We start from the raw sequence: 3082 nt of genomic DNA on the forward strand, positions 1-3082 counted from the left end.
TTGATCCCACGGATGGAAGCCCGGCCGGAAGAAGCTCAGCCATTCGCCGGCGATGCGCGGGAACAGCCCGCGGCGCGGCCCGTACAGGAACGCGATCATCCGCAGCATGCCGCGCACGTGATGGCCGGCGCCGCGATCGCGCCACAGCAGCGTCGCGTGCATCAGGAACACGGTCGGCCAGAACGTCAGCGTCGTCAGCAGATACACGCCGATGCGGATCAGGTAACGGCGCAGCCCCGGTTCCATCGCGGCATTCCATACATCGAACGACACGGCCTTGTGCTCGGTTTCCTCGAGCGCGTGCCAGATCCACATCTGGCGGTAGCCCTCGACCGAGCCGTCGAGGCGCGTCGGGTCGCGCAGCAGCCAGTCGGCAAGCATCGCCGTGTAGTGCTCCGCCGCGACCGTATGGGCGAGCTGCACCGAATGCGGGAGCTTGCGCTTCATGTAGCCGAGCACCGTCCACACGCGCTTGTCGAGCTTGCGTGCGGGCAGGTGGTTCGCCTGCATCAGCTCGTTGTACTCGATGTGCTCGCGCGTGTGCATCGCCTCCTGGCCAATGAAGCCGAGCACCTGCTGCTTCAGCACCGGATCGTCGATCCGGTCGCGGTAGTTGCGCACCGAATCCATGAAGAAGCGCTCGCCGGCCGGGAACAGCAGCGACAGCGCGTTGAAGAAATGGGTCACGTGCGACCCGAGGCCATGCCAGTCCTTCGCGCGTTCGACCGGCAGGTCGAAGCGCAGGTCGCGGCGCACCGGCATGATCCCGGCTGCGGTGGCGGAAGCGGCTGACTTCATGTTCATCGTTCTCCTGGTTCCGGAGCGGCCCGGCGCGTCACTCGACGCGGCCGGCGCAGGCCCGGGCGGCGCGTCGCGCACCGCCAAAATCTTGACATCGACAGATGTAAAGATAGGCCGCCCGCAGCGGCGCGCGCAAGCCGCGCGGTAGATGCGCGCTTCCAAACAGGGCACGGTCGAAAAGGCGGAAAAAACGGCGTTCGAACGGCATCCGGACGGGGCGGGATTCGAACGCGCGCGGCGGCTCGCGAGCGGTACGCGCTGACCCGCGCGGTGCGATGGCGGCGGCCCGAAAGCCCCGTGTGGCGGGCGTTTCGCGGCATCCGGCGAAGCGGCGCGGCGCGCTACCGAGCGCCCCGGTAGCACCGATTCATACACCCGTCGCACTCGCGCGGTGCAACCGCGATTGCGAGGCTCGCGAAAAATTCAAACACGCGTTCCATTTGCGTTTCGGACGATCGCGGCCGAGGTGGTCCGCCGCCGCCCGCGACACGCGTGCGACCGGCCGAAAACCACGAGCGGCGGCCCGCTGCGCGCTCGCCTACAATAGCGGTTTTACCCATCCTTTTTCAGGAGAAGTCATGTCTGTCATCACGACCGAATCGGGCCTCAAATACGAAGACCTGACCGAAGGCACCGGCGACGTAGCGCAAGCCGGCCAGACCGTCAGCGTCCACTACACGGGCTGGCTGACCGACGGTCAGAAATTCGACTCGAGCAAGGATCGCAACGACCCGTTCGCGTTCGTGCTCGGCGGCGGCATGGTCATCAAGGGCTGGGACGAAGGCGTGCAGGGCATGAAGGTCGGCGGCGTGCGTCGCCTGACGATTCCGCCGCAACTCGGCTACGGCCCGCGCGGTGCAGGCGGCGTGATTCCGCCGAATGCCACGCTCGTGTTCGAAGTCGAACTGCTCGACATCTGACACCGCACTCGAGCCGCTAGCTGACGCCCTGCCTCATGGCACACCTTCCGTCCCCCACCGTCGCGCTGCAACGCTACGACACGCTCGAGGCGTCGGACGTGCACGACTTTCACCAGATCGTGCTCGGCATCGACGGCGCGATGGTGATGGCGGTGGACGGCGTCAGCCAGCGGCTCGACCGGCATGGCGCGTGGCTGGTTCCAGCCGGCGCGCGCCACGATTACGCGGGGCTTGGCGAGAACCGCCAGCTCGTGCTCAATCTTCCCCTCGCATCGCTCGCGGTGCCGCAGCGGCTGTTCGACAGCGCGCGCGCCGTGGCGATCGATCCGGCACTGACGTCGCTGGTCGCGCAGATCGCGGCCGCCGCCGCGCAACTCGAAGCACCCGCCGGCGACGCGCAGCACGCGGCCGCGCACCGTTTCCAGTGGCAGGCCGCCGCGCGGCTGTGCGGCGCGCTGATCGACGAACGCGACATCGCCGCGCCCGCCTCGGGCCTCGATTTCGCGCGCATCGACCGCTGGCTGCGCGCACGGCTCGCGGAGCCGCTACGCATCGCCGATCTCGCCGCGCACTGCGGCTACGGGATGCGCCGCTTTCATCAACTGTTCGTCGACGCATTCGGCGAAACGCCGCATCGCTACCTGCAGCGGCTCAGGCTCGACGCGGCCGTGATCCTGCTCGCGGACGGCCGGTATCCGCTCGTCGATATCGCCGGGATGGTCGGCTTCGCGGATCAAAGCACGTTCACGCACGCTTTCACGAAGCGCTTCGGCGTTGCGCCGGGTCGCTGGCGCGGCGAGCGGCATTGAACGCCGCCGCGGTCCCGCGCTGAACACGCGTCAACGCACGTAGCGGCACGGTTCGGCAAACCGCGTTCACGCCGGCCCGGCCGCAGCATTCGTCGTTCCCGCTTCGTTCCCGCTCGCTACCCCACTGCTTCGCATCTGGCGTTTCGACACTTCACGCTCCGCTGAAACATCGCCTGCCGGCCGCGTCCTACGATTGACGCATGAATACGACCGCCCCCACCCCTGGCTTCCCGCCCGCGCTCGCCCGCGTCGTCGCGACCGTCAGCACCGGTTTCGTCGTCACGCAGCTCGACGTGACGATCGTCAACATCGCGCTCGCGCATCTCGCCGGCGACCTGCGCTTGCCGGTCGCCGGCCTGCAATGGGTCGTCGATGCGTACACGCTCGCGTTCGCGGTACTGATGCTGTCGGGCGGCGCGCTCGGCGACCGCTTCGGCGCGCGCCGCCTGTACATCGCCGGCCTCATGCTGTTCGCGCTGGCGTCGCTCGCGTGCGGCGCCGCGAGCACGCCCGCGTGGCCGCTTCCTGTCCGTGGGGGTGATGTCGGCTGTA

Annotated in this window: 4 protein-coding genes; 3 read left to right on the plus strand and 1 reads right to left on the minus strand. The window is 68.4% G+C overall.

Features of this window, described 5'->3' with window-relative positions; translation table 11 throughout:
• Positions 1-798 (minus strand): metal-dependent hydrolase (locus G3O06_RS47420; RefSeq protein ID WP_205820208.1); only part of this gene is annotated, 798 nt, incomplete at its 3' end.
• Between the two features lie 581 nt (positions 799-1379).
• Here G3O06_RS47420 and G3O06_RS47425 point away from each other — a divergent pair.
• The 3 genes from G3O06_RS47425 to G3O06_RS47435 form a co-directional block, all read left to right on the plus strand.
• Complete coding sequence (locus G3O06_RS47425) at positions 1380-1721, plus strand: FKBP-type peptidyl-prolyl cis-trans isomerase (protein ID WP_011355854.1); 342 nt, start codon at positions 1380-1382, stop codon at positions 1719-1721.
• A gap of 35 nt (positions 1722-1756) precedes the next feature.
• A complete protein-coding gene (locus tag G3O06_RS47430; protein WP_174917671.1) occupies positions 1757-2530 on the plus strand; it encodes an AraC family transcriptional regulator in 774 nt (257 codons plus the stop codon).
• Positions 2531-2730: 200 nt separating this feature from the next.
• Positions 2731-3082: MFS transporter (locus G3O06_RS47435; protein ID WP_205820209.1), on the plus strand; the 352-nt coding region annotated here is incomplete at its 3' end.

This window comes from Burkholderia sp. Ac-20345, from assembly GCF_017104825.1.
Taxonomy (GTDB): Bacteria; Pseudomonadota; Gammaproteobacteria; order Burkholderiales; family Burkholderiaceae; genus Burkholderia; species Burkholderia lata_B.